This window comes from Pseudomonas sp. TH21 (assembly GCF_016651025.1).
GTDB lineage: Bacteria > Pseudomonadota > Gammaproteobacteria > Pseudomonadales > Pseudomonadaceae > Aquipseudomonas > Aquipseudomonas aylmerensis.
Window position 1 is genome coordinate 5999613 of record NZ_JAEKEQ010000001.1, and the last position, 24278, is coordinate 6023890.

At 62.1% G+C, this 24278-nt stretch carries 25 protein-coding genes; 7 read left to right on the forward strand and 18 right to left on the reverse strand.

Going from position 1 to position 24278, the window contains the following annotated elements; genetic code table 11:
- Window positions 1–11: 11 nt before the first annotated feature.
- The 5 genes from JFU04_RS26665 (at window position 12) to coq7 (ending at window position 4027) form a co-directional block, all read left to right on the forward strand.
- A complete protein-coding gene (locus tag JFU04_RS26665) occupies window positions 12–974 on the forward strand; it encodes an NAD(P)H-dependent flavin oxidoreductase (RefSeq protein ID WP_201145990.1) in 963 nt (320 codons plus the stop codon).
- Window positions 975–1043: 69 nt separating this feature from the next.
- Window positions 1044–2006, forward strand: coding sequence for a DUF805 domain-containing protein (locus JFU04_RS26670; protein WP_201145991.1), 963 nt, complete (start codon window positions 1044–1046; stop codon window positions 2004–2006).
- Window positions 2007–2068: 62 nt separating this feature from the next.
- Window positions 2069–2857 carry an SDR family NAD(P)-dependent oxidoreductase gene (locus JFU04_RS26675; protein WP_065904592.1) on the forward strand — a complete coding sequence of 263 codons (789 nt, stop codon included), beginning with the start codon at window positions 2069–2071 and terminating at the stop codon, window positions 2855–2857.
- A gap of 46 nt (window positions 2858–2903) precedes the next feature.
- On the forward strand, window positions 2904–3242 hold the full coding sequence (locus JFU04_RS26680; RefSeq protein WP_010206940.1) for a histidine triad nucleotide-binding protein: 339 nt from the start codon (window positions 2904–2906) through the stop codon (window positions 3240–3242).
- Between the two features lie 137 nt (window positions 3243–3379).
- Window positions 3380–4027, forward strand: a complete 648-nt coding sequence (gene coq7, locus JFU04_RS26685; protein WP_017138087.1) for a 2-polyprenyl-3-methyl-6-methoxy-1,4-benzoquinone monooxygenase — start codon at window positions 3380–3382, stop codon at window positions 4025–4027.
- 71 nt (window positions 4028–4098) lie between these two features.
- Here the strand turns inward: coq7 and JFU04_RS26690 are convergent, their stop codons facing one another.
- Entirely contained in the window at window positions 4099–4521 is a 423-nt protein-coding gene (locus tag JFU04_RS26690) for an OsmC family protein (RefSeq protein WP_003176451.1), read from the reverse strand.
- Window positions 4522–4769: 248 nt separating this feature from the next.
- Here JFU04_RS26690 and crp point away from each other — a divergent pair, with 248 nt between their 5' ends.
- Window positions 4770–5414 (forward strand): cAMP-activated global transcriptional regulator CRP, encoded by a 645-nt coding sequence (gene crp / locus JFU04_RS26695; RefSeq protein ID WP_065904593.1) that lies wholly within the window; start codon window positions 4770–4772, stop codon window positions 5412–5414.
- Here crp and JFU04_RS26700 read toward each other — a convergent pair.
- From JFU04_RS26700 to JFU04_RS26765, 14 genes are all read right to left on the reverse strand, one after another.
- Complete coding sequence (locus JFU04_RS26700; RefSeq protein ID WP_120450174.1) at window positions 5411–6106, reverse strand: lipoate--protein ligase family protein; 696 nt, start codon at window positions 6104–6106, stop codon at window positions 5411–5413. The genes crp and JFU04_RS26700 overlap by 4 nt on opposite strands.
- Before the next feature lie 156 nt (window positions 6107–6262).
- Window positions 6263–7099 (reverse strand): indole-3-glycerol phosphate synthase TrpC, encoded by an 837-nt coding sequence (trpC, locus tag JFU04_RS26705; RefSeq protein WP_065904597.1) that lies wholly within the window; start codon window positions 7097–7099, stop codon window positions 6263–6265.
- Window positions 7096–8145, reverse strand: a complete 1050-nt coding sequence (trpD, locus tag JFU04_RS26710) for an anthranilate phosphoribosyltransferase (RefSeq protein WP_065904599.1) — start codon at window positions 8143–8145, stop codon at window positions 7096–7098. Before trpD ends, trpC begins: the two co-directional genes overlap by 4 nt.
- A gap of 9 nt (window positions 8146–8154) precedes the next feature.
- Window positions 8155–8748, reverse strand: coding sequence for an aminodeoxychorismate/anthranilate synthase component II (locus JFU04_RS26715; RefSeq protein ID WP_201145992.1), 594 nt, complete (start codon window positions 8746–8748; stop codon window positions 8155–8157).
- A 10-nt stretch (window positions 8749–8758) separates the two neighbouring features.
- Window positions 8759–10240 (reverse strand): anthranilate synthase component I, encoded by a 1482-nt coding sequence (gene trpE, locus JFU04_RS26720; RefSeq protein WP_065904602.1) that lies wholly within the window; start codon window positions 10238–10240, stop codon window positions 8759–8761.
- A gap of 68 nt (window positions 10241–10308) precedes the next feature.
- Window positions 10309–11127 carry a phosphoglycolate phosphatase gene (locus tag JFU04_RS26725; RefSeq protein ID WP_201145993.1) on the reverse strand — a complete coding sequence of 273 codons (819 nt, stop codon included), beginning with the start codon at window positions 11125–11127 and terminating at the stop codon, window positions 10309–10311.
- Window positions 11124–11798 (reverse strand): ribulose-phosphate 3-epimerase, encoded by a 675-nt coding sequence (gene rpe, locus JFU04_RS26730; RefSeq protein WP_065904606.1) that lies wholly within the window; start codon window positions 11796–11798, stop codon window positions 11124–11126. Before rpe ends, JFU04_RS26725 begins: the two co-directional genes overlap by 4 nt.
- Window positions 11799–11882: 84 nt before the next feature.
- Window positions 11883–13031: an iron-containing alcohol dehydrogenase gene (locus JFU04_RS26735; RefSeq protein ID WP_120450178.1), complete on the reverse strand. Its 1149-nt coding sequence runs from the start codon at window positions 13029–13031 to the stop codon at window positions 11883–11885.
- Between the two features lie 209 nt (window positions 13032–13240).
- A complete protein-coding gene (locus JFU04_RS26740; protein ID WP_017739612.1) occupies window positions 13241–14065 on the reverse strand; it encodes an ABC transporter permease in 825 nt (274 codons plus the stop codon).
- A gap of 12 nt (window positions 14066–14077) precedes the next feature.
- The gene (locus tag JFU04_RS26745; RefSeq protein WP_065904609.1) at window positions 14078–15310 is read right to left on the reverse strand and encodes an ABC transporter permease; all 1233 of its coding nucleotides are present in this window, start codon (window positions 15308–15310) and stop codon (window positions 14078–14080) included.
- 197 nt (window positions 15311–15507) lie between these two features.
- Entirely contained in the window at window positions 15508–16548 is a 1041-nt protein-coding gene (locus tag JFU04_RS26750; protein WP_106802479.1) for an ABC transporter substrate-binding protein, read from the reverse strand.
- Window positions 16549–16591: 43 nt separating this feature from the next.
- A complete protein-coding gene (locus JFU04_RS26755; protein WP_065904611.1) occupies window positions 16592–17704 on the reverse strand; it encodes an ABC transporter ATP-binding protein in 1113 nt (370 codons plus the stop codon).
- A 306-nt stretch (window positions 17705–18010) separates the two neighbouring features.
- Window positions 18011–18640 carry a response regulator gene (locus JFU04_RS26760; protein ID WP_065904613.1) on the reverse strand — a complete coding sequence of 210 codons (630 nt, stop codon included), beginning with the start codon at window positions 18638–18640 and terminating at the stop codon, window positions 18011–18013.
- An 18-nt stretch (window positions 18641–18658) separates the two neighbouring features.
- Window positions 18659–20653: a PAS domain-containing sensor histidine kinase gene (locus tag JFU04_RS26765; protein ID WP_201145994.1), complete on the reverse strand. Its 1995-nt coding sequence runs from the start codon at window positions 20651–20653 to the stop codon at window positions 18659–18661.
- 77 nt (window positions 20654–20730) lie between these two features.
- Between JFU04_RS26765 and JFU04_RS26770 the strand changes: the two genes are divergently transcribed.
- Window positions 20731–21705, forward strand: a complete 975-nt coding sequence (locus JFU04_RS26770; RefSeq protein ID WP_201145995.1) for an alpha/beta hydrolase family protein — start codon at window positions 20731–20733, stop codon at window positions 21703–21705.
- An 87-nt stretch (window positions 21706–21792) separates the two neighbouring features.
- Here the strand turns inward: JFU04_RS26770 and JFU04_RS26775 are convergent, their stop codons facing one another.
- From JFU04_RS26775 to JFU04_RS26785, 3 genes are read right to left on the reverse strand one after another with little or no spacing between them, the layout of a single operon-like run.
- A complete protein-coding gene (locus JFU04_RS26775) occupies window positions 21793–22560 on the reverse strand; it encodes a TerB family tellurite resistance protein (protein ID WP_106802477.1) in 768 nt (255 codons plus the stop codon).
- A 1-nt stretch (window position 22561) separates the two neighbouring features.
- A complete protein-coding gene (murU, locus tag JFU04_RS26780) occupies window positions 22562–23236 on the reverse strand; it encodes an N-acetylmuramate alpha-1-phosphate uridylyltransferase MurU (RefSeq protein WP_065904621.1) in 675 nt (224 codons plus the stop codon).
- On the reverse strand, window positions 23233–24258 hold the full coding sequence (locus tag JFU04_RS26785; protein WP_065904623.1) for an aminoglycoside phosphotransferase family protein: 1026 nt from the start codon (window positions 24256–24258) through the stop codon (window positions 23233–23235). Before JFU04_RS26785 ends, murU begins: the two co-directional genes overlap by 4 nt.
- Window positions 24259–24278: the final 20 nt, after the last annotated feature.

A 24278-nucleotide genomic window follows, 5' to 3' on the forward strand; every position in this document is an offset into this window, starting at 1 on the left:
GGGTACCTCCAATGTCGCTGCCCGCTTTGCTTGAACAACGTCTGCGCCTGCCGGTCGTCGCTGCGCCGATGTTTCTGATTTCCAACCCGCAACTGGTCCTGGCGTGCTGTCGCAACGGGGTGGTCGGCAGCTTTCCGGCGCTCAATCAGCGCGAGAGCAGCGGCTTCAAGGCTTGGCTGGAGGAAATCGAAGCGGGCCTGGCGCAGCTGGACAATCCCGCGCCGTATGCCGTCAACCTGATCGTGCATAACAGCAACCCACGGCTTGAGGCTGACCTGGCCATCTGCGTCGAGCACAAGGTGCCCATCGTCATCACCAGCCTCGGTGCAGTGAAGGAGCTGGTGGATGCCGTCCACAGCTACGGTGGCTTGGTGTTCCACGATGTCACGACCCGGCGCCATGCCGAAAAGGCCGCTGAAGCCGGCGTGGATGGCTTGATTGCCGTAGCCGCCGGAGCCGGTGGTCATGCAGGCACCTGGAGCCCATTCGCGCTGATCGCCGAGATTCGCCAGTTCTTCGACAAGACCCTGCTGCTGGCCGGCTGCCTCAACCATGGACATGAAATCCTCGCAGCCCAGTTGCTGGGCGCAGACCTGGCATATTTCGGCACGCGCTTTATCGGCACCACCGAAAGCCACGCCCCGGATGCCTATAAAGAGATGCTGCTCACATCGCGCGCCGCCGACATCGTGCACACTCCCGCTGTCTCCGGCGTGCCTGCCAGCTTCATGCGCAAGAGCCTGGAAAACGCCGGTTTCGACCTGGCTGCGCTGCAAGGCAAGGGCGAAGTCAACTTCGGCTCCAAGCTCAAGCCGTTGAGCGACGAAGCGAAAGCCTGGAAGACGGTATGGTCTGCCGGCCAGGGTGTCGGAGAGATTGACGATTTGCCCAGCGTCGATGAACTCGTTGCCCGCCTGGATGCCGAATACCGCAAGGCGCGCGAGCAGGCGGCACAATTGCGCTGGCCACGCTGAACCCATCGCAAGGCCTGCCCATCCGGCAAGCCTGCACCACCTCCCTGAACAAGTGACAAGGAAGCCCGCATGAGCGACAACCGTTTCAAGATTGTGTTTGATGGAGCCTTGCTCCCGGGTGTCGAAAGCACCACGGCCAAACTGAACCTGGCCGAGCTGTTCAAGAGTGAAGTCGAAGCCATCGAGAAACTCTTCACTGGCCGCCCGGTTGCACTCAAACGCGATCTATCCCGTCCGGATGCCGAAACCTACCTCACTGCGCTGAAAAACGCCGGGGTGGATGCGCGCATCGAACCCGAACAACCAGTGGCCTTCAGCCTCGCCGAAACCCACGAGACGGAGTCCTCCAACACCGATTACTCGCGCCCGGCGGCCTCACCTTACGCCCCGCCACGCGCCACCGTGGGCGATGAACTGCCGGAATACGCCACCCTCAAGGTCTTTACCATCCACGGGCGCATTGGCCGTCTGCGGTATCTGGCCTGGACGCTGGTACTGACTCTCGCGCTGCTGGTGGCTGGCGGCATTATCAGCACCGTCAGTTTCGCGGTAGCCACGGCCTCGCCAGTATTGGGCACCCTCATTGGCGTGGTGCTCGGCCTGGCATTGTTCGTTGCGCTGGTGTGGGTCAGCGTGCAAATCGGTGTGCAGCGCCTGCACGACCTGGGATGGTCCGGCTGGCTGTACTTTCTGAACCTCGTACCTCTGGTGAACAGCGTCTTCCCGATCCTGCTGCTGGTATTGCCAGGTAATGCGGGCGCCAACCAATACGGCGCACCGCCTCCGCGCAACTCCACGGCGGTAAAAGTCCTCGCCACGTTGTGGCTGGCGTTTATCCCGGTGGTGCTGGCCATCGTCGTCACGCTGGGCATGAACGGTTACCTGGACCAGCTCGAAGCCAACATGGACAGCAGCTACGAAAGCAGCTCCATCACCTCCGATGACGACGCCGATCAAGCCGCCACTGTCGAGGAAGACGACGCGCAAAGTGCTGACGAAGCGGCCGAACCTGTAGACTCTCCAGAACAGTAAAGAAACGCCCGCCGCCTGTGATGCCTCCGTCACAGGCCGGGGGCGTTGCGATGGAGAAAGGCATGACCCGTTACGCTCTGATCACCGGTGCCTCCAGCGGCATCGGCCTGGCCTTGGCCGAAGCCCTTGCCCGTCGCGGCCGCAGCTTGATTCTGGTGGCCCGCCAGCGTGATCAGTTGGAAAGCATTGCAATCGAATTGACTCAACGCTTTGGCGTCGAAGTGCTGTTTCGCGCCTGCGACCTGGGCGAGCCACTGCGCTTGTCCGGGTTCCTGCTGGAGCTGGAAGAAGGCGAGCGGCAGATCGATTTGCTGGTGAACTGCGCCGGCATCGGCACCAGCGGCCCATTCCTGGCCCAGGACTGGATGACCGAGCAGGATCTGATCGAAGTCAACATCCTGGCCCTGACCCGCATGTGTCACGCCCTTGGCAATGCCATGGCGCTGCATGGCGGCGGGCAGATCCTCAACGTTGCCTCGGTTGCAGCGTTCCAACCCGGCCCGTGGATGAGCAGCTATTACGCCAGCAAGGCCTATGTACTGCACTTCTCCGAAGGACTGCGTGAAGAACTCAAGACCTGCGGCATCAAGGTTTCGGTACTCTGCCCGGGCCCGACGCGTACCGCGTTCTACGGCACCGCGCAAATGGACACGGCCAAGCTCGAGGGCAGCGACAAGCTGATGAGCCCGGAAGAAGTTGCGCTTTACACCGTGCGTGCGCTGGAAAAGAACAAAGCCATCATCATTCCCGGCCGACGCAACCGCTGGATCGCCTTCAGCCCGCGTTTCAGCCCGCGCTGGCTCACCCGCAAGATCGCCGGGGCCATCAACAAGGCCTATTGCCCGCGCTGATTGCCTGAGTACACTCACCCTGCACTTTCATAATGGAGAAACAGCTGTGGATACTCTGTTCACCAAGATCATCAACAGAGAAATACCCGCGGATATCATCTACGAAGATGATCAAGTCCTTGCCTTCAAGGACATCCACCCGGCAGCCCCCGTGCATTTCCTGGTGATCCCGAAGAAACACATTCCCACCCTCAACGACCTGACTGAGGAAGACAAGGCCCTGGCTGGCCATATTCTGTTCACTGCCCAGCGCCTGGCGGTGGAGCAAGGCTGCGAAGAAGGCTTCCGGGTGGTGATGAACTGCAACCCGAAAGGCGGACAGACCGTTTATCACATCCATATGCATGTGCTGGGTCAGCGCCAGATGAACTGGCCGCCGGGCTGATTCCCCGTTGGAGCTTGCGACTGCTTCGTAGTCGAACGGCAGCAAGCTCCCTCGCCACAAGGGCAAATTGACTCAGCGCAAACGCTCCCCCCTCTCTTGCGGTAAACTGGCCGCCGAGATTCTTCCCGGAGGTCAGCATGACTACCCAACGTCACTACTCGCCGATTGATCGCCTGTTACTGCAAGCCGACATGGCCATGCGCACGCTGCTGCCTTTCAGCGGCCAACCGTATCGCCCGTCGCCCGCCATCGTGCAGCCCGATGCACAGATGAGCGAGACCGATACCCGCCATGTCGCTGGCCTGATGCGTATCAACCATACCGGTGAAGTCTGTGCCCAGGCGCTGTATCAAGGCCAGGCCTTGACCGCCAAGCTGCCGCAGGTGCGTGCAGCCATGGAGCATGCCGCCGAGGAAGAAATCGACCACCTGGCCTGGTGCGAGCAACGCATCCGCCAGTTGGGGAGCCACCCCAGCGTGCTGAACCCGCTGTTTTATGGCTTGTCGTTTGGCATCGGCGCCGCCGCAGGGCTGATCAGCGACAAGGTCAGCCTGGGTTTTGTCGCAGCAACCGAACATCAGGTGTGCAAGCACCTGGATGAGCACCTTGAGCAACTGCCGGCCGAAGACGAAAAGTCGCGGGCGATTCTCGAACAAATGCGCATCGACGAAGAGCACCACGCCGAAAGCGCGCTGGATGCCGGCGGCTTTCGCTTCCCGGCTCCTGTGCGGTTTGGCATGAGCGTGCTGGCCAAGGTCATGACCAAAAGCACGTATCGGATCTGACTGCATCAAGCCTGAGTCGCAAAAAAGGGCGCTTTCAAAGCGCCCTTTCTTTTTGCCAGCAGATTGTGCCATCAACCCAGCTCAATGATTTCGTAATCATGGGTGATGGCCACACCGGCCGCGCCCAGCATGATCGACGCCGAGCAGTACTTCTCTGCCGACAGCTCGATGGCCCGCTTGACCTGGGCTTCCTTCAGCCCCCGCCCCTTGACCACAAAGTGCATGTGGATCTTGGTGAACACCTTGGGATCTTCAGTGGCGCGCTCGGCTTCCAGGAAGGCTTCGCAGCTTTCCACGGCCTGGCGGGACTTCTTCAGGATACTGACCACGTCGAAATTGCTGCAACCGCCTACACCCAGCAGGAGCATTTCCATCGGGCGTACGCCCAGGTTACGGCCACCGGCTTCCGGCGGGCCATCCATGACCACCACATGGCCACTGCCCGACTCACCGAGGAACATGGCTTCGCCCGCCCATTGGATGCGTGCCTTCATCGCCCAGACTCCACTGCTAAAAAAGGGTCGCCAGCTTAGCACAGGGGCTGATCACGGCAGTGTTTCCCATGAAAGCGATCAATAGCAGGATTTCCCGGCTAATTTGGCTAATAGAGACAGAATGTGTCTGGTAAGCTGGCGCCAACTCAATGGCGCATTGCCATCCTTTGTACAGCATGTATCAATGCCGATACCGCTGGTATAAAAACAAATCCATCTACACCGTGCAGTCTTTTCGGGATACAACCATGGTTGCTCTTACTCCCATACCCAAGATCAAGAATCTCGACAAGCTGCTGATGCACTGCCAGCGCCGGCGCTATCCGGCCAAGCACAACATCATCTGCGCCGGCGAGCGTTCCGAAACGCTGTTCTTCATTATCAAAGGCTCGGTCACCATCCTGATCGAGGATGAAGACGGCCGTGAAATGATCATCGCCTACCTGAACACCGGGGATTTCTTTGGGGAGCTGGGGCTGTTTGAACAGGCCGGCAAGGAGCAGGAGCGCAGTGCCTGGGTGCGCGCCAAGGTCGAATGCGAAGTGGCCGAGATCAGTTACGCCAAATTTCGCGAACTGGCCCAGCACGATCCCGACATTCTCTACGCCCTCAGCGGGCAAATCGCCCAGCGTCTGCGCGACACCACGCGCAAGGTCGGCGACCTGGCGTTCTTTGATGTCACCGGCCGCGTGGCGCGCTGCCTGTTGGAGTTGTGCAAGCAGCCCGACGCCATGACCCATCCCGACGGCATGCAGATCAAAGTCACGCGCCAGGAAATCGGGCGCATTGTCGGCTGTTCACGGGAGATGGTCGGACGGGTGCTCAAGGACCTCGAAGAGCGCAACCTGGTGCACGTCAAAGGCAAGACGATGGTGGTGTTCGGTACCCGTTAAGCCGGCAGGAAGCTGGCCAACATCTGACGGTACAACGTGTCGAGCCGGCTGATGGCGTCCGGCGCGGCGAAGGCTTCGTGCAGGGCGATATGGCTGTCGGCACGTACCCGCTGCTCAAGGCCACACGCCTGGTTGAAGCGATTGACCGCCGCGATCAACTCATCGCGATCGTTTTCCAGCAACAGCGCACCGTGCACCAACCCCACCGGACGACCGCCGACTTGTCGCCAGCGCTGGGCAGTGCCGACCATCTTGCGACCGTTGAGGTTGACGTTATAGCGACCATCACAAAACGCCCCGTCGATTTCACCGACCGAGGCGTCACCGCCCAACTCGATCAACAGATCGCAGATCGGCTGGCATAAACGCTGGTAACCGGTTTCGATGCGGCCTTGATCGCCTTCGCTGCGCGGGGGGGCGTAGACAAGGGCAATATTCACCGTGGCACTCGATTGCGGCACCGGCTCGCCGCCGGTTTCGCGCAGCAATACCGGCCAACCGGCGTCCGCCGAGACCTGGCTGGCGGTTTCGAACGCCGGCAGCCGACTCAAGCGGCGGGGCATTACCAGGGCTTGGTCGCTGGGTTGCCAGAACAATAGGCCGAATTCCTGCTCACCCGCGCAAACGGCCGCCAGGAGGTCTTGCTCGGCGGCAAGACCTGCTTGGACAGTCATCGACATTGGCTTGGTCATCGAACACCTACCTCTCTGGATCAGCACAGAATCAAATGTGGGAGCTGGCTTGCCTGCGATGCAGGCACCTCGGTGTATCTATATCACCAAGGTGACGCTATCGCAGGCAAGCCAGCTCCCACAAAAGCCAGCCCCCACACTTACCGACGTTGAAAGTCAGTCGAGGGTCGAACCACTCACCGCCACGCCACGCTCCGGGAAGAACAGACGCTGCAACTCCGCCCCCGGGTTCTCGGCGCGCATGAAGGTCTCGCCCACCAGGAACGAGTACACCCCACTGATTTCCATCAGTTCCACATCGGCACGGTTGACGATGCCACTCTCGGTAATCACCAGACGGTCGCGCGGAATCCGCGGCAGCAGGTCGAGGGTGTTTTCCAGGCTGACTTCGAAGGTGTGCAGATTACGGTTGTTGACGCCCACCAGCGGGGTGTCGAGGGTTTTCAGCGCACGTTCCAGCTCATCACCGTCGTGTACTTCGACCAGCACATCCAGGCCGACACTCTTGGCCACGGCCGCCAGCTCCGCCATCTTCACATCATCCAGCGCGGAGACGATCAGCAGCACGCAGTCGGCGCCCAAGGCGCGGGCTTCGACGATCTGGTACGGGTCGACCATGAAATCCTTGCGGATCACCGGCAACTTGCACGCCGCGCGAGCCTGCTGCAGGAACAGGTCGCTGCCTTGGAAGTAATCGATATCGGTGAGCACGGAGAGGCACGTCGCCCCGCCCTTCTCATAGCTCTTGGCAATGTCTTCAGGAATGAAGATCTCGCGGATCACACCCTTGCTGGGCGAAGCCTTCTTGATTTCAGCAATGACGGCAGGCTGTTTTTCCTTGGCCTGCTTGATCAGTGCATTGGCAAAACCACGCGGTGCGTCAGCGATTTTCGCCTGGCTTTCCAGCTCGGCGAGGCTGACGCGAGCACGGCGCTCGGCGACTTCTTCGGCCTTGCGGGCCAGGATCTTTTCCAGAACGGTCGGCACACTCATCCTTCATTCTCCATCTTGAATACTGCGGTGAATGCTCCCAGTTCTTCGAGCTTCTCGCGAGCCAGACCAGTGTGCAGCGCATCGTGGGCCAAGGCGACACCTTCCTTAAGACTATAGGCGTGGTCGGCTGCGTAAAGTGCCGCGCCAGCATTCAGAACAATCATTTCCGCCGCTTTTTGACCGTTCTCGGTCTTGCGACGCCCGAGGGCATCGCGAATCAGTTCCAGCGATGCCGCCGGGCTTTCCACCGCCAGGCCGTGCAGGCTCTGGCTTTTCATGCCCAAGTCTTCAGGCTCGACCCAGTATTCGGTGACCTGGTCGTCCTTCAACTCCGCCACGAAGGTCGGTGCTGCCAGGCTGAATTCGTCCAGGCCGTCCTTGGAATGCACCACCAGCACATGCTTGCTGCCCAGGCGTTGCAACACTTCCGCCAGCGGCCGGCAAAGGGCCTGGCTGAACACGCCGACCACCTGGTGCTTCACACCGGCCGGATTCGTAAGCGGGCCGAGCATGTTGAACAGGGTGCGCAGGCCGAGGTCCTTGCGCGGGCCTGCGGCGTGCTTCATCGCGCCATGGTGGGACTGGGCAAACATGAAGCCGATGCCGACGTTGTCGATGCAGCGCGCCACTTGTACCGGGGTCAGGTTGAGGTAGATGCCGGCTGCTTCCAGCAGGTCGGCACTGCCGCTCTTGCCGGACACCGCACGGTTGCCGTGCTTGGCCACGGTGCAACCCGCCGCCGCGACCACAAAGGAGGACGCCGTCGACACGTTGAAAATATTCGCACCGTCGCCGCCGGTGCCGACCACGTCGACCACGCCATCGAGGGTCTTGAGCTCAACCTTGTCCGCCAGCTCGCGCATGACCGACACGGCGCCGACGATCTCGTCGATGCTCTCGCTCTTCATGCGCATGGCCATCATGAACGCGCCGATCTGCGCGTCGGTGCATTGACCGGTCATGATCTCGCGCATCACATCGCTCATTTCAGCGGTGCTCAGGTCCAGGTGGCCGACGATACGGCTCAGGGCAGTCTTGATATCCATGGAAAGTCCTTAGCGCGTGCCGCCGCTCTGCTTGAGAAAGTTGGCGAACAGCTCGTAGCCCTGCTCGGTCAGGATCGATTCGGGGTGAAATTGCACCCCTTCGATATTCAGTGTCTTGTGGCGCAGGCCCATGATCTCGTCGACCGAACCGTCTTCCAGCTGGGTCCAGGCGGTGAGTTCCAGGCATTCCGGCAGGGTCTCGCGCTTGACCACCAGCGAATGGTAGCGGGTCACGGTCACCGGCAGGTTGAGGCCGTGAAACACGCCCACATCATTATGGAACACCGGGCTGGTCTTGCCGTGCATCACCTGGCGCGCGCGCACCACGTCACCGCCAAAGGCCTGGCCGATGGACTGGTGGCCCAGGCATACGCCCAGGATCGGCAGCTTGCCGGCGAAATATTGGATTGCATCCAGGGAAATACCCGCCTCGGTCGGCGTGCACGGGCCTGGCGAAACCACGATACGCTCCGGGTTCAGGGCAGCGATCTCGGCCACGCTCAGTTCGTCGTTGCGCACTACCTTGACCTCGGCACCCAGCTCGCCCAGGTACTGCACAACGTTGTAGGTAAAGGAGTCGTAGTTATCAATCATCAGCAACATGGGGGAAACCTCAGGAATTGGGGGTCTGTTCAGCCAGCGCAACGGCGCGGAACATCGCGCGGCGCTTGTTCAGGGTTTCTTCCCATTCGAGGGCCGGCACCGAGTCGGCGACAATCCCGCCGCCGGCCTGCACGTGCAGTTCCCCGTCCTTGATCACCGCCGTACGGATCGCAATGGCGGTGTCCATGTTGCCGTTCCAGGCGAAATAACCCACGGCGCCGCCGTAGACACCGCGCTTGACCGGTTCCAGCTCGTCGATGATCTCCATCGCGCGGATCTTCGGCGCACCCGACAAGGTGCCCGCCGGCAGAATCGCACGCAGCGCGTCCATCGCGGTCAAGCCGGCTTTCAGCTCACCGGTGACGTTGGACACAATGTGCATCACATTCGAGTAACGCTCGATCACCATCTTCTCGGTGAGTTTCACCGAACCGATTTCCGACACACGCCCGGTGTCGTTGCGGCCCAGGTCGATCAGCATCAGGTGCTCGGCGATTTCCTTGTCGTCACTGAGCAGGTCTTCTTCCAGCGCCAGGTCGGCTTCTTCGGTCGCGCCACGCGGGCGTGTGCCGGCGATCGGGCGCACGGTGATCAGGTTGTCTTCGACCCGCACCAGCACTTCCGGCGAACTGCCCACCACGTGGAAGTCGCCAAAGTTGAAGAAGTACATGTACGGCGTCGGGTTGAAGCAGCGCAGCGCGCGATACAGGTCGATCGGCGCAGCCTTGAAGTCGATGGACATGCGCTGCGACGGCACCACTTGCATGCAGTCACCGGCGAGGATGTATTCCTTGATGGTATCGACCGCGCGCTCGTAGTCATCCTGAGTAAAGCTTGAACGAAAGATCGGGTCGGCTGCCGGTGGACGGCTGAGGTCCAGGCCGCGACGCGGGGTGATCGGCTGGCGCAGTTTTTCCAGCAGGGCTTCGAGGCTGGCCTGGCCCTGCTCGAAGGCGTCGGCCTTGGACGGGTCGGCGAGCACGATCGCGTGCATCTTGCCGGCGAGGTTGTCGAACACCACCACCGCATCCGAGACCATCAACAGAATGTCCGGCACACCCAGCGGATCCGGGTTCGGGCATTTGCCCAGGCGTTTTTCCACGTAGCGCACGCAGTCGTAGCCGAAATACCCCACCAGGCCGCCGTTGAAACGCGGCAGGCCAGGGATGGTCGGCACGTTGTAGCGCGCCTTGAAGGTTTCGACGAACGCCAGCGGGTCTTCCACGTCATGGCTTTCGATCTCGACGCCATCATGGGTGATGCTCACGTGATGGTCGTGTACCCGCAGTACGGTGCGGCACGGCAGGCCGATGATCGAGTAGCGGCCCCACTTCTCGCCGCCCTGTACCGATTCGAGCAGGTAGGAGTTGGGCTCGTCGGCCAGTTTCAGGTAGATCGACAGCGGCGTATCGAAGTCGGCCAGGGTTTCGCAGGCCATGGGAATGCGGTTATAGCCGGCAGCGGCCAAACGCAGGAATTCTTCGCGGGTCATGATGTGCCTCGTGGCATGAGGGTCTAACAGTCAGGTATGCAAACGTGCCGCAGCGCGGCCAGGATCAGTCAGGCGCGCCAACGCCAGCGGGCCAGGGCCTTGATGACTTTCATCCAGAGTTTGCGAGTGACCACCACGATGGAATTTCCAGAAGGGGACGGATCGATGTCGGGCAACGTTATCTCAGCGCCCGCTCCCAAGCAACCGGGGATTAACAGTCGCAGGTCATCAATCACCAGCGCTGGCGACTCTTCGGCGATCGGCCGGCCATGGTTGTAGCCGTAACTGAGCGCCACGCACTGCACGCCAGCGGCCTTTGCCGCCAGCACATCACTGCGCGAATCGCCGACAAACAACGACTGGGAGGCCGGGATATTGGCCATTTTCATCACGAAAAACAGCGCTGCCGGGTCGGGCTTCTTCTGCGGCAAGGTATCGCCACCGATGATCCAGCGGAAATACCGGCCGATTTTCATCTGGTCCAACAGCGGCGCGACGAAACGCTCCGGCTTGTTGGTGATCAGGGCCATTTCCACGCCCTGCTTGCTCAGCCATTTGAGCGTGTCGCGCACGCCGGGGTAGACCACGGTCAGTTCGTGGCCGCCTTCATAGGCGGCATTGAACAGTTCCAGGGCGTGCTCGGCCTCGACATCGTCGACGCCTTCGGCATCGATGTGATCGGCCAAGGCCCGGCGCACCAGCATCTGCACGCCGTTGCCGACCCACTCGCGCACCGATTCGATCCCCGCCGGCTTGCGCCCCAGCTTGAGCAGCATCTCGTCCACCGCCGCTGCCAGGTCAGGCACCGAATCGATCAACGTACCGTCCAGATCGAACATCACCAGCCGTGGCAGCTTGCCGGGAAACAGCTGCTCGAAGCCGCTCATGGACGCGCCAGCGCCAGTTCTGCACGCATCTTGTCGATGACTTCCTGGTAATCGGGGGCGTTGAAGATCGCCGAGCCGGCCACAAAGGTGTCGGCGCCTGCTGCTGCGATTTCACGGATATTGTTGACGTTGACCCCGCCGTCGATTTCCAGGCGGATATCGCGGCCCGAGGCATCGATCAGCGCGCGGGCTTCGCGCAGTTTGTTCAGGGTGCCGGGGATGAACTTCTGCCCGCCGAAGCCTGGGTTGACGCTCATCAGCAAGACCATGTCGACCTTGTCCATCACGTATTCAAGCACGCTCAGCGGGGTCGCCGGGTTGAACACCAGGCCCGCCTTGCAGCCGCCTTCGCGGATCAGTTGCAGGGTGCGGTCGACGTGCAGCGTGGCTTCCGGGTGGAACGTGATGTAGGTGGCGCCGGCCTCGATGAAGTCGCCGACGATGCGGTCCACCGGGCTGACCATCAGGTGCGCGTCGATCGGCGCGGTGACGCCGTACTTGCGCAGCGCCGCGCAGACCATCGGGCCGATGGTCAGGTTGGGCACGTAGTGGTTGTCCATGACATCGAAGTGCACGAAGTCGGCACCGGCGGCCAACACTTTGTCCACTTCCTCACCCAGGCGGGCGAAGTCGGCGGAGAGAATCGATGGAGCAATGACGAAGGGCTGCATGACGCACCTTTTTTGAGCTAAATCACGATGGCGCGCATTGTATACCTCATGCTTTGCCCTGCGCACCGTGACCTGGCTCAACGGCTAGTACGCAGCCCGATAGATTTTCTCGATATCCGCCGCGCTGAGCTTGCGCGGATTGTTGCGCATCAGGCGCTCGATACCGGCCGCTTCGGTGGCCATGGACGCGATAGCCTCCTCGGGCACGCCAAAGCTGCGCAGGCCTGCCGGGATCTCCACGGCAGCGCACAAGCGTGTCATCGCCTCGACTGCCTGGTCGGCCGCATCGTTGACGCTGAGCCCGCTCACATTCACGCCCATGGCCTGGGCAATGTCCTGCATGCGCTCGACACAGGCCAGCTTGTTCCAGTGCATCACATACGGCAACAACAGGGCGTTGCTCACGCCGTGGGCGATATTGAAGCGCCCGCCCAGCGGGTACGCCAATGCGTGCACCGCGCCGACCCCGGCGTTACCGAATGCCATGCCGGCCATCAGGCTCGCGGTGGCCATGTCATCGCGGGCCTGCAGGTTGGCCGGGTTGGCGTAGGCCTTGGGCAGCGCCGTGGCAATCAGCTTGATCGCGCCAATGGCCAGGGCATCGGTGATCGGCGAGGCGTTCAGCGACAAATAGGACTCGATGGCATGCACCAGCGCATCCACACCACTGGCCGCGGTGACACTGCGCGGGCAGGTCAAGGTCATTTGCGGGCTGATCAACGCGACATCCGGCAGCAGGTAATCGCTGACGATGCCTTTCTTCAACTGCGCGGCCTTGTCGGAGAGGATCGCGACATTGGTCACCTCGGAGCCGGTGCCGGCAGTGGTAGGGATCGCGATCAGCGGCGGGCCCTTGCGCGGCACCTGGTCGACGCCGAACAAATCCGCCAGCGCGCCGTGGTAACCGGCATAGGCTGCGACACTCTTGGCGATGTCGATGGCGCTGCCACCGCCCACGCCGATCAGGCCATCGTGCCCGCCTTCGCGGTACACGCGCATGCAGTCCTCGACGATGGCGATTTCCGGGTCGGGCAGCACGCGGTCGAAGATTTCGTAAGTGCGCTCACCAAGGTGTTCGAGCGCCAGCGCCACGGTGCCGGACTTGACCAGTGCGGCATCGGTAACGATCAGCGGGTTGTCCACATCCAGGCGTGTGAGTTCGGCAGCCAGTTGTTCGATGGCGCCAGCGCCGGTCAGCAGTTTGTGGGCGATCTTGAATGAGGAAGTACTCATGTGCGCGGCCTCTTATTCGGAAATGGGCTGGCACTAGAGTAGCTGAGGGAAATAGGTTGTCAGCCATTCAGCAACTGAATGGTCTGAATGAACACAAAACCAATGTGTGTGGGCTTGCTCGCGAAAGCGGTGTGTCAGTCAACAGACCTTTTACTGATCCACCGCTCTCGCGAGCAAGCCCGCTCCCACATTTTGATCTCCGCTTGGGTTTAGACCTGCGCGGTACGCAGTTTTTCGCTGCGGCCGCGCAGCCATTCCAATGTCAGCAACAGCAACACCGAGAAGGCAATCAACAAGGTCGCCGCCGCAGCAATGGTCGGGCTGAGGTTCTCGCGGATGCCGCTGAACATCTGGCGCGGCAGGGTCGCTTGCTCGGGGCCGGCGAGGAACAGCGTCACCACCACCTCGTCGAACGACGTGGCGAAGGCGAACAGCGCGCCGGAGATCACCCCCGGTGCAATCAACGGCAGGGTCACCCGGCGAAACGCGGTCAATGGCGAAGCGCCCAGACTGGCAGCCGCCCGCACCAGATTATGGTTGAACCCCTGCAACGTCGCCGACACGGTGATGATGACAAACGGCACGCCGAGCACCGCGTGCACCACAATCAGCGAGAAGAAACTGTTGCCCAGGCCCAGCGGCGCAAAGAACAGGTAACTGGCCACGCCAATGATCACCACCGGCACCACCATCGGCGAAATCACCAAGGCCATGACCAAGGCTTTGCCGGGGAAATTCCCGCGCGTCAGGCCAATCGCCGCCAGCGTGCCGAACACCATGGCCAGCACCGTGGCCGCCGGGGCGACGATGATGCTGTTCTTCAAGGCACGCATCCATTCGGCCGAGGCGAAGAAGTCCTGGTACCAGTGCAGCGAAAAACCCTGCAGCGGGTACACCAGGAAACTGCCGCTGTTGAACGACAGAGGGATGATCACCAGCACGGGCAGGATCAAGAACAGCAGGATCAGGCCGCAGAGAATCCGCAAGCTGTAGAACCACACCCGCTCGACGGGCGACATATAAGGGCTCAGCATCGCAAGGTCTCCTCAGCTCAGGCGCAGGCGACTGGCGCCCACCAGCCGGTTATAGATCAGGTACAGCACCACGGTCGCCAGCAGCAGCAAGCCGCCCAGCGCCGTCGCCATGCCCCAGTTGATGCTCGTGTTGGTGTAGAAGGCCACGAAGTAGCTGACCATCTGGTCGTTCGGGCTGCCGAGCAGCGCCGGCGTGATGTAGTAACCAATCGCCAGGATGAACACCAGCAGGCAGCCGGCGCCGACCCCGGCGTAGGTCTGCGGGAAGTACACGCGCCAGAAGCTTGCGAATGGGTGACAACCCAGGGAAATTGCCGCACGCATATAGGTGGGCGAGATACCCTTCATCACGCTGTAGATCGGCAGGATCATGAACGGCAGCAGGATGTGCACCATCGAGATGTAGACCCCGGTGCGGTTGAATACCAGCTCCACCGGTTTGTCGACCAGGCCCATGCCCATCAACGCGCTATTGATCAGGCCACCGGACTGCAGCAACACGATCCACGCCGCCACCCGCACCAGGATCGAGGTCCAGAACGGCAGCAGCACGAGGATCATCAGCAGGTTGCTTTTGCGCGCCGGCAGGTTGGCCAGCAGGTAGGCCAGGGGATAGGCCAGCAGCAGGCACACGAAGGTGATCACCAGGCCCATCCAGAAGGTGCGGGCGAAGATGTCCAGGTAGATCGCCTGGTCCGGCGTGGCCGGGGCGACTTCGCCGAGGTCGTCGATGCGATGATCGACGGCCGCCAGCAGGTAATACGGTGTGAGGCTGCTGGTATTGCGCCGGATCGCCTGCCAGTACGCCGGGTCGCCCCAGCGTTCATCGAGGCTTTCCAGCGCTTCTTTATAGGAAGCGGGTGCGTCGCTGAACGGCAGCGCCCGCGCGGTTTTGGTCAGCAGGCTGCGATAGCCGGCCAGTTCCATGTTCAAGCGCTTGGACAGGTCGCCCAGGGTCTGGTTTTTACGCGCTTCGCCCAGGTCCTCGCTGAGGGCCTGATACACCGGCTCGCCCGGCAAACCCCGGCCATCCCAGGTCTTCACCGCGACCACGGTGCGCGGCAAACCGCCCACCACTTCCGGGTTGCCGACGCTTTTGTAAAGCAGCGCAACAATCGGCACCAGGAACACCAGCAGCAAAAACAGCACCAGCGGCGCAATCAAGGCCTGCGCCTTCCAGCGATTGAGCCGCTCGGCACGCGCCAGGCGCTGCTTGAGGGTGGGGCTGGGAATGGCGATAACCATGGCAAACTCCGGAACTTGAAAATGAATGCGCTCTGCCCAACACAGCAGATTTCATGTGGGGGCGGGCTTGTGTGGGAGCGCGCTGGCTCGCGAATGCGGTGTGACAGTCAGCCCATGAGGAGACTGATCCACCGTATTCGCGAGCAAGCCCGCTCCCACACTTACCGGTTCGCACATGGGTCCAGCGGTGTTGCAGGTTATTTGGCAGCCCAGGAATTGAAGCGCTGCTCCAACTGCTCGCCGTTGTCCGCCCAGAAGCTCACATCAATCTGCACCTGGTTGGCGATGTTCTCTGGCGTGGTCGGCATATCCTTCAGCACATCCTTGGCCAGCAACGGTACGGCTTGGGTATTGGCCGGGCCGTAAGCGATGTTTTCCGAATAGGTTTTCTGCTGCTGCGGCTGCACCGAGAAGGCGATGAATTTCTTCGCCGCTTCCGCGCGATCCTTGGCCAGGCCCTTCGGAATAGCCCAGGCATCGAAGTCGTAGATGCCGCCGTTCCACACCACTTTCAGGTTGCTCTCTTTCTGCACGGCAGCGATGCGACCGTTGTAGGCCGAGCTCATCACCACGTCGCCCGAGGCGAGGTACTGCGGCGGCTGTGCACCGGCTTCCCACCACTGGATCGACGGCTTGAGTTCGTCGAGTTTCTTGAACGCACGGTCCTGGCCATCCTTGCCGGCCAGCACTTTGTAGACGTCCTTCGGTGCAACCCCATCAGCCATCAAGGCGAATTCCAGGGTGTACTTGGCGCCCTTGCGCAGGCCGCGCTTGCCCGGGAATTTCTTGGTGTCCCAGAAATCTGCCCAACTGGTCGGTGCAGAAGCCAGCTTGTCGGCGTTGTAGGCCAATACGGTGGACCACACGAAGAAGCCCACGCCGCACGGCTGGATCGCGCCCTTCACGTAGTCGCCCGCGTTGCCGAACAGTTTCGGGTCCAGCGGCTCGAACATATCTTCGTCGCACCCACGCGACAGTTCCGGGGATTCGACTTCCACCAGGTCCCAGGACACGCTCTTGGTATCGACCATGGCCTTGACCTTGGCCATTTCGCCGTTGTACTCGCCAGCGACGATCTTGCCGTTGCCGGCACTTTCCCACGGTGCATAGAAAGCCTTGACCTGGGCCGCCTTGTTCGCGCCGCCGAAGGACACGACCGTCAGGTCCGGGCCTGCCATGGCCTGTGTCGCGCCCATCAATCCAATCGCCAGGGCCGAATATTTAAGGGATCTCAACATTGTTGTTCTCTCCACGTGCAGGGTTGGTGAAGCCATGGGGCGATCAATTCGCCTCTAGAAGTGGGTCGAGTGCGCGAACGTGCTCGACTTGCCAGCCAATCGGTACCACGTCGCCAACCGCCAACGCTGGGTCCAGCTCGGCGATCGGTTGTTTCACAAAAAAATCGGTCTTGCCGCAGACTTCCAGGCGCACACGCACGTGGTCACCCAGGTAGATGAACTCCGCCACCCGCCCGGAGAAACGGTTGCTGCAGCTCTCGCTGGAACCATTCAGGCTGACGCGCTCAGGGCGAACCGACAGGGTCACCGGGCCGCCGACCTGGCCGACGTTCACCGCCAGCGCCTCGACCTTCTCGCCGCGCGCCAGCTCCACCACGCAACGGTCGCCGGTATGGCTGTGCAGGCGCCCGTTGAGGCGATTGTTCTCGCCGATGAAGTTGGCGACGAAGGTGTTCTTCGGCTCTTCATAGAGGGTGCGCGGCGCGGCAATCTGCTGGATCTCGCCCTGGTGGAACACCGCTACCCGGTCAGACATGGTCAAGGCTTCGCCCTGGTCGTGGGTGACGTACACCACGGTCACGCCGAGCCGCTGGTGCAGGTGCTTGATCTCCATCTGCATGTGTTCACGCAGTTGTTTGTCGAGGGCGCCGAGGGGTTCGTCCATCAACACCAGTTGCGGCTCGAACACCAGCGCCCGGGCCAATGCCACGCGCTGTTGCTGGCCGCCGGAGAGTTGCGCCGGGTAGCGCTGGGCGAAGGCGTCGAGCTGGACCATATTCAGCACGCGCTTGACCCGCTCGCTGATGTCGGTCTTGCTCAAGCCGCGCACCGACAGCGGGAACGCGAGGTTCTCGGCGACGGTCATGTGCGGGAACAACGCGTAGTTCTGGAACACCATGCCGATATCACGCTTGTGCGGCGGCACGTTGTTGATGGAGCGGCCGGCCAGTTGGATTTCGCCAGCGGTCGGCGTTTCAAAGCCGGCGAGCATCATCAGGCTGGTGGTCTTGCCCGACCCGGACGGCCCGAGCAGGGTGAGGAACTCGCCCTTGCGAATCTCCAGGTTGAGGTCCTTGACGATCAGGTTCTCGCCGTCGTAGCTCTTCTGCACGCCACGAAAGCTGACCAGCACATCATTTGAATCCACCTCGCTCATACCCGCACCTTTGTGTTTTGGACTGCCGTGGCACAAGCGTAGTCCAGCCGCTAGACCCCGGAAATCGGGGGCCAGGAGAGAATCGCATCAGCCGGATGGAAGGTTGGGGGTAGGGATCGCCCTACACGAATGGCGGGGACAGGACAGTGCTGCGACAAGATGCGAGCTGCAAGCGGCAAGAATGGGCATCTACCTGCGAAACACCTGTCGCAAACAGACACGCCCCTTCCCTGTAGAAGCCCGGCTTGCCGGCGATGCGTACGAAGAATCGTCTTCGCCGGCAAGGAATAGACGTCACCCCGCGTCCTACAAAAGCTTGTGCTCCATGGCGTACTTCACCAGTTCCGCCAACGAAGTGATATTGAGCTTCTGCATCAGCCGCGCCTTGTGGGTGCTGATGGTCTTGCTGCTCAGCGCCAGCTGCTGGGCGATGTCATTGACATTGGCGCCCTGGGCCAGGCGCTCGAACACCGAGAACTCCCGCTCCGACAGCAGCGAATGCAGCGGACGGGCGTCCGTCAGGCCGACTTCAAAGACCATGCGGTCCGCCAGGTCCGGATCGATGTAGCGCCCACCGGCCGCCACCTTGCGGATCGCCGTGAGCAACAGCGCCGGGTCGCTGTCCTTGGTTGCGTAACCGGCAGCACCGACCTTCAGGGCGCGGGCGGCCATCTGCGCTTCATCGTGCATGGACAGCACCAGGATTGCCGGCGGATTGCTCAACGCGCGTATCCGCGCAATCGCCTCCAAACCGTTGACGCCAGGCATCGAGATATCCAGCAACACCACCTCGCAGGGCACATGGCGCAAGGTCTCGAGCAACTGCTCGCCATTGCTCGCCTCGCCCACGACCTGCAGGTCTTTGGCCAGGCCGATCAATTGCTTGATGCCTTCTCGAACGATGGTGTGGTCTTCGGCTACCAGTACGCGAATCACAAGGCCTTCCTCTTAGGGTTATGCATCCAACGGCACCGTGACACTCAGGGTCGTGCCCTCCCCCAGCTCGCTGTCCAGGCTCAGTTGCCCGCCCATGATCAACACCCGCTCGCGCATGCCCACCAGGCCAAACGACACGGGACGCCCCTTGGACTGGACGAAACCGACGCCGTCATCACTGATGGTCAGCCGCAGGTGGGGACCTTCCACCACCAGCGTCAGCTCGACAGTATGCGCCTGGGCATGGCGCATCACATTGGTCAGCGCTTCCTGCAGGATCCGGAACAGGCCGATGGCCTTGGCATCACTCAGGGTCGGCAGGTTCTCCGGGACTTGCACCAGGCAGGGGATTTGCGTGCGCGCTTCAAAGCGCCGCGCCTGCCACTCGATGGCCGAGGCGATCCCGGCATCCAGGATCGGCGGGCGCAGCGCCGTCGCCACGTCCCGCACCAGTTGGAACAGCTGGGCGATCAGGCGCTTCATGCTGTTCAGGCGCTCATGCAGGCCTGGGTCCAACTGTGCATAGGCCAATTCACACATGGAGGTTTCCAGCTTGAGCACGGTGAGCATTTGCCCCAGCTCGTCGTGGACTTCGCGGGCGATGCGCGCTTTTTCTTCCTCGCGCACCGTTTCCAGGTGGGCCGACAACTCGCGCAACTGCGCTTCACTTTGCAACAGGGCGGCCAGGGTACGGCGCAGTTCGGTGACATCGTTGAGGTAGACCACCAGGTATTCAGCTTCGGCAAACCGCAGAAAACTCAGGGACACGTTCGCCGGCAGGATGCTGCCGTCGGCGCGCCGGCAATCGGTGGCGAAGTTCTGTGGCCCGTCTTCACTGGCCCGCGCGCGCTTCCACAGGTTGAGCCAACGATCCATGTCCAGGGAAGGATCGAGGTCGGCCAGCGGCCGCTCGATCAGGGCGCCGGCGTTATAACCGAGCATGTTTTCGGCCGCGCGGTTGGCGTAGCGCACGTGGCTGTCCCAGTTGACCCACAGGATGCCAACGGTGCTTTGGTCGATGGAGAACTGCGTCAAGCGCAAGGCTTCAGCACCGGCGGCGCGGGCCGCGCTTTCTTCGCGGGCGGCCAGCAGGCCCTGCTCGAGCACGCGTTGCTGACGGCGCTGCCAGAACACAATGGCCAGGCTGGCGAGCAGGAGCAGCCCCAGCAACAGACTGAGGTTTTGCCACAGGCCCGGGGATTCCGTCATGCGTGGGTATTTGGGCTGCAGCCAGCGGTTGTGCAGTTGGTCCAGGTCACGGGCGGGGATGGCGCGCAAAGCGCTTTGCATGATGCCGGCCAGCTCCGGCCAATCCCGGCGCGTGGCCACTCGCAGCAACTGCGGCAGGCCGATGTCGCCCACCACCGCCAGCCCGGCGAACTCGGCCTCGCCGGACAAGCGGCTCAACTGTGCTTCATCCACCACGGCATACCGGGCCTGTTGGCTGACGAGCAACTGCAGGGCCTGGCGCTCCATGGGCACACCTTGCAGATTGAGGCCGGGATACGTACCGCGCAGGTAATCGGCCACGGCACTGGGCATGCGCACCGCGACACGCGATTGCTCGTCGAGCTTTTCCAGTTCGACCGCCCCGCCACCGTCACGGACACCCACGATGTGTTGCGGCACGCGCATATAGGGATCGGTGAACAGCCACAGGCGCAAACCGGCCGGGGTCTGTTGCAGGCCGGGGGCGATGTCCACTTCGCCTTCGCTCAGGGCCGCCTCCAACTGCTCCTGGCTGGGGAAGTTGCGCCAGGTCAGTTCGATATTCAGCGCCTTGGCCAGCCATTGCATCAGCTCGACATTAGCCCCGGACAACCGCTGCAGGCGGCGGTCGTATTGTGCGTACGGCGCCTGCAGCACCAGGCCCACCCGCAACTCCGGGTGCCGGGCCAGCCATTCGCGTTGGGCCGCATTCAACTGCGCTTGTGGGGCCGCGGGCGCAGGGGCGGCGTTTGCCATCAAGGCAAAGCATAAACAGCCGATAACCAGCAGACAGCGAAAACCCATGATCCACGTCTCACATCACTGACAAATACTGACCAACCCATTAGGCTGCTGGAATCACTTCTGGCCGGGAATTAACGATGCCCTTTCTCCACCGTTCGGCACTGCCAGCATTGTGCCTGTCGCTTCTCTTTACCAGTGCCTTTTCCGTACAGGCGGCCGATGCACCCGCGCCCACGGCGGAAAAACCGGCCGAACGCCTGCCCTTGCCCGAGCGCAGCCAGGAAGAAGCCAGTGCCCTTGAGCGAAAAATCCCGCAACAGGAACAGCAACAGTTGCAGGCCGGCAGCGACTCATTCCTCGCCCTGTGGAAACCGGCCAACAGCGCCGAGCCCGAAGGCGTGGTGATTATCGTACCGGGCGCCGGCGAAAATGCTGACTGGCCGCAAGCAATCGGCCCGTTGCGGCGCAAGTTTCCGGACGCCGGGTGGGGCAGTCTCAGCCTGTCGTTGCCGGACACCAGCATGGACACGCTGCCGCCGCGCGTCATGGAAGCGTCCAAGGCCACTGTCGACACCAGCAGCAAAGACGCGAGCACCGCCGACAAACCCATCGAACAGGCCGCCAGTGCCGAAGCCGAAGGCACTGACCCGGCCGTGGTACCCGGCGCCGACGAGCAAGACAAGACCGACGCCTCACGCATCTTCGCGCGCATCGATGCCGCCGTGGCCTTCGCCCAGACCCAGGGCGCACGCAGTGTGGCGCTGGTCGGTCATGGCACCGGGGCCTGGTGGGCCGCGCGTTACTTGAGCGAGAAGCAGCCGTCCCAGGTACAGAAATTTGTCATGGTCGCGGCGCAGACGCCCACCGGTCGCCAACCGGACGTCGAGCAGTTGGCTCCCGGCCTGAAACTGCCGACCGCCGATGTCTTCTATCAAGACACCGCCCAGGCACGCAAAAACGCCCTGGCCCGTGCGCAGGCGGCCAAGCGCTTGAAGAATGAAGGGTATAAGCAAGTGACATTGAAGACCCTGCCCGGCAACAGCGCGGCCGAGCAGGAGCAGTTGTATCGGCGGATTCGCGGCTGGCTGAGCCCGCAGGCAAGCAGCGACTAACCCCGACTTTCAGGAAAACCGCAGACCTCCTGTGGGAGCAGGCTTGCTCGCTCCCACAATAGGGTTGTCACACTCACATCGCATGACTTAACGGAAATCCCGGCGCTCGCGAATCAACGCATAGGCGCTGTGCAATTCGCGGGTGCGCTCGGTGGCCTCACGCACTTGCGCGGGAGTTGCGCCACTGCCGGCAATCTTGTCCGGGTGGTGGCGGCTGAGCAGGCGGCGGTAGGCGCGCTTGATCACCGACGGCTCGCTGGTGGAGGTCACGCCAAGCAAACGCAGCGCGTCCTGATAACTGCCACCGCGATTGACCAATGGCTTGCGCTCCGGCGTGTAGTCCGCGGCCAGTGCCTGCAGTTGCTGCGGCGTCCAGCCCAGCCACTTGCCCCACAGGTCGATCAGGTCACGCTCGGCGTCATCCGCCCGGCCGTCCGCCCAGACCATCCGCCAGCACGCACGCAACACACCTTCGGCTGCATGCGGCTGAGCCTTGAGCACACGCAGGTAGGTGCGCACACGGTCAGACCCGGATTTGCCGCGATTAAACGCCGCGATCGCCCGGCGCTGGGCCGAGTCGGTCATGTCCAGCGAACGCATCTCCTGGCGCGCCTGCTGGATATGCCCGTCCACCACGCGACCATTGCTCTTGGCCAGGCGCCCCAGCAGCACGAACAATAATTCATCATTGCGCAACGCCGGGCGCCCGCCCAGGCGCTCGCGCAACTGTGCCCAGCTTTGCAGTTGCAGGCGGCGGTCCAGCGCCTGACCCAACAGCGCACCCAACAAGGCCCCCGGAATGCTGGCAATGGCAAAGCCAGCCCCGGCGCCGATCAGCGTCCCTGGCCACAACATGCTACTGCCCCGCTGTCAGCAGGGTTTCGACTTGCGCCAGGCGCTCCAGCGTGCCGACATCAATCCAGCGTCCCGCCATGTGTTCCCCCGTCACCAAACCTTTGGCCATCGCCGCGCGTAGCAGCGGCGCCAGCTTGAAGGCACCGGCACTGCAACCCGCGAACAATTTCGGGTCGAGCACTGAAATGCCACTGAAGGTCAGGTTATCGGCACCGGGCGCCGCATCATGAAGCACGCCTTGATCAAGGTAGAAATCACCGCCGGAGGGGTGATGCGCCGGGTTGTCGACCATCACCAGATGCGCCAGGCCCTGCAGCGGTTGGCGCAGCCGGGTGAAATCGTAGTCGGTCCAGATATCACCATTGACCACCAGGAAGGGTTCATCCCCCAGCAGCGGCAAGGCCTGGAAAATCCCGCCGCCGGTTTCCAGCGGCTCGCCTTCCGGGGAGTAGCGGATGCGCAAGCCAAATTGCGCGCCGTCGCCCAGGTAGCTTTCGATTTGCTGGCCCAGCCAGGCGTGGTTGATCACGATATCGGTGAAGCCGGCCTTGGCCAGCGCCTCCAGGTGATATTCGATCAGGCGCTTGCCACCGGCCTGCACCAGCGGCTTGGGCGTGTGCAAGGTGAGCGGGCGCATGCGCTCGCCTTTGCCCGCCGCCAGGATCATCGCCTTCATACGCTGGCCTCGGCGGGCTGGCGCAGGCTGGTCAGCAACTCAGCCAGCTCGCTCAACTCGGCACGCTCGGCCAGCACTGCCTCTATATAAGCAAAGAAGCGCGGCACGTCGGCCAGGTAACGGGGCTTGCCGTCGCGATGGCAAATGCGCGCGAAGATGCCGATAACCTTGAGGTGACGCTGGACGCCCATCAGGTCGCTGGCGCGCAGGAACTCGTCGAAATCCGCCTGCACCGCAATGCCGGCCTGCCCCGCGCGCTGCCAATAGCCGCGTTGCCATTCCCGTACGCGGGCCTGGGGCCAACTGAGGAATGCATCCTTGAACAGGCAGGTGATGTCGTAGGTGACCGGGCCGTAGACCGCGTCCTGGAAATCCAGCACGCCGGGGTTCGGCTCGCTGATCATCAGGTTGCGTGGCATATAGTCGCGGTGCACCAGCACTTTGGGCTGCGCCAGGGCGCTGTCGATCAGCCGATCACTGACACGCTGCCAGAGCGCTTGCTGCTGTGTATCGAACTCGATACCCAGGTGCCTGCGCACGTACCACTCCGGAAACAATTCCAGCTCGCGGCGCAGCAAGGCGACGTCGTAGCTGGGCAACGGCGCATCCATCGGCAACTGCTGAAAGGCCAGCAATGCATCGATGGCATCGGCGAACAATCGGTCGGCGTTTTGCTCGTCGATGACGTCCAGGTAGGTTTTTCTGCCCAGGTCATTGAGTAAAAGAAAGCCTCGCGACAAATCTTCTGCATAAATTTTTGGAACATTTATGCCGGACTTCGCGAGCAAATGAGCGATATCGACGAAAGGTTTGCAGTTTTCCTGGGGGGGTGGAGCGTCCATCACGACGAACGTGCGACCACCCCCTTCCCACCGGAAATACCGCCTGAAACTCGCGTCGCTGCTGGCCGCGGTCAATGTGGCCGGGGGTACGGCACCCCAGCCTTGAGCGTTGAAAAGGATCGGCAACTGCTCATCCAGCCAGACTTCCAGCTGTTGTAAACGTAGATCTTGCTCGGGCATTACAAGGGTCTCCGACGGCG

Excerpts from the sequence above, each read along its gene's own strand:
- JFU04_RS26665 (WP_201145990.1), top strand. The coding sequence starts at position 12 with ATGTCGCTGCCCGCTTTGCTTGAACAACGTCTGCGCCTGCCGGTCGTC.
- JFU04_RS26670 (WP_201145991.1), top strand. The coding sequence starts at position 1,044 with ATGAGCGACAACCGTTTCAAGATTGTGTTTGATGGAGCCTTGCTCCCG.
- JFU04_RS26675 (WP_065904592.1), top strand. The coding sequence starts at position 2,069 with ATGACCCGTTACGCTCTGATCACCGGTGCCTCCAGCGGCATCGGCCTG.
- coq7 (WP_017138087.1), top strand. The coding sequence starts at position 3,380 with ATGACTACCCAACGTCACTACTCGCCGATTGATCGCCTGTTACTGCAA.
- JFU04_RS26690 (WP_003176451.1), bottom strand. The coding sequence starts at position 4,521 with ATGAAGGCACGCATCCAATGGGCGGGCGAAGCCATGTTCCTCGGTGAG.
- crp (WP_065904593.1), top strand. The coding sequence starts at position 4,770 with ATGGTTGCTCTTACTCCCATACCCAAGATCAAGAATCTCGACAAGCTG.
- JFU04_RS26700 (WP_120450174.1), bottom strand. The coding sequence starts at position 6,106 with ATGACCAAGCCAATGTCGATGACTGTCCAAGCAGGTCTTGCCGCCGAG.
- trpC (WP_065904597.1), bottom strand. The coding sequence starts at position 7,099 with ATGAGTGTGCCGACCGTTCTGGAAAAGATCCTGGCCCGCAAGGCCGAA.
- trpD (WP_065904599.1), bottom strand. The coding sequence starts at position 8,145 with ATGGATATCAAGACTGCCCTGAGCCGTATCGTCGGCCACCTGGACCTG.
- JFU04_RS26715 (WP_201145992.1), bottom strand. The coding sequence starts at position 8,748 with ATGTTGCTGATGATTGATAACTACGACTCCTTTACCTACAACGTTGTG.
- trpE (WP_065904602.1), bottom strand. The coding sequence starts at position 10,240 with ATGACCCGCGAAGAATTCCTGCGTTTGGCCGCTGCCGGCTATAACCGC.
- JFU04_RS26725 (WP_201145993.1), bottom strand. The coding sequence starts at position 11,127 with ATGAGCGGCTTCGAGCAGCTGTTTCCCGGCAAGCTGCCACGGCTGGTG.
- rpe (WP_065904606.1), bottom strand. The coding sequence starts at position 11,798 with ATGCAGCCCTTCGTCATTGCTCCATCGATTCTCTCCGCCGACTTCGCC.
- JFU04_RS26735 (WP_120450178.1), bottom strand. The coding sequence starts at position 13,031 with ATGAGTACTTCCTCATTCAAGATCGCCCACAAACTGCTGACCGGCGCT.
- JFU04_RS26740 (WP_017739612.1), bottom strand. The coding sequence starts at position 14,065 with ATGCTGAGCCCTTATATGTCGCCCGTCGAGCGGGTGTGGTTCTACAGC.
- JFU04_RS26745 (WP_065904609.1), bottom strand. The coding sequence starts at position 15,310 with ATGGTTATCGCCATTCCCAGCCCCACCCTCAAGCAGCGCCTGGCGCGT.
- JFU04_RS26750 (WP_106802479.1), bottom strand. The coding sequence starts at position 16,548 with ATGTTGAGATCCCTTAAATATTCGGCCCTGGCGATTGGATTGATGGGC.
- JFU04_RS26755 (WP_065904611.1), bottom strand. The coding sequence starts at position 17,704 with ATGAGCGAGGTGGATTCAAATGATGTGCTGGTCAGCTTTCGTGGCGTG.
- JFU04_RS26765 (WP_201145994.1), bottom strand. The coding sequence starts at position 20,653 with ATGGGTTTTCGCTGTCTGCTGGTTATCGGCTGTTTATGCTTTGCCTTG.
- JFU04_RS26770 (WP_201145995.1), top strand. The coding sequence starts at position 20,731 with ATGCCCTTTCTCCACCGTTCGGCACTGCCAGCATTGTGCCTGTCGCTT.
- JFU04_RS26775 (WP_106802477.1), bottom strand. The coding sequence starts at position 22,560 with ATGTTGTGGCCAGGGACGCTGATCGGCGCCGGGGCTGGCTTTGCCATT.
- murU (WP_065904621.1), bottom strand. The coding sequence starts at position 23,236 with ATGAAGGCGATGATCCTGGCGGCGGGCAAAGGCGAGCGCATGCGCCCG.
- JFU04_RS26785 (WP_065904623.1), bottom strand. The coding sequence starts at position 24,258 with ATGCCCGAGCAAGATCTACGTTTACAACAGCTGGAAGTCTGGCTGGAT.